General features: G+C 41.9%; 1 protein-coding gene. It reads right to left on the reverse strand.

Features of this window, described 5'->3' with window-relative positions:
* On the reverse strand, window positions 1-527 hold a 527-nt coding region (gene lepB, locus A3735_RS28165; RefSeq protein ID WP_068639084.1), incomplete at both ends, for a signal peptidase I.

A 527-nucleotide genomic window follows, 5' to 3' on the forward strand; every position in this document is an offset into this window, starting at 1 on the left:
CCTAAAGTCTCTTCAAACAGTTTGCGCCCAGGTAAATTCGCTAACAGTTTCTCTTCGACAAGCTCACCGTTGATCCATAACTGCTTGTCTGTATATTCAATTTTGTCACCAGGGACACCGATAACTCGCTTAATATAATTGGTCTTTCCATCTTTAGGGTATTTAAAGACCATTACATCACCGCGCTGCGGATCATCCATTTCAATGACTTTAGTTCCCACCACGGGAAGGCGAAAACCATAGGCATACTTATTTACCAGAATAAAGTCGCCAACTTCCAGGCTTGGTAACATTGAACCAGAAGGAATTTGGAAAGGCTCAACAAGAAAGGAACGCAAAACTAAAACGATTGCCAGTACCGGAAAAAAAGACCTAGAAACTTCTACTAACCAAGGGCCTTCAGAAATTTCTTCTTCGCTAGCTGCACTAGATGAATTATCTTTAGCCGCATCTCTTTTTGGTTTCCAGAGTATTGCATCGGCAAGGTATATCAAACCCGTCGCGAAAGTCAGTACAACCAATATCAG

Source organism: Oleiphilus sp. HI0061, assembly GCF_001635675.1.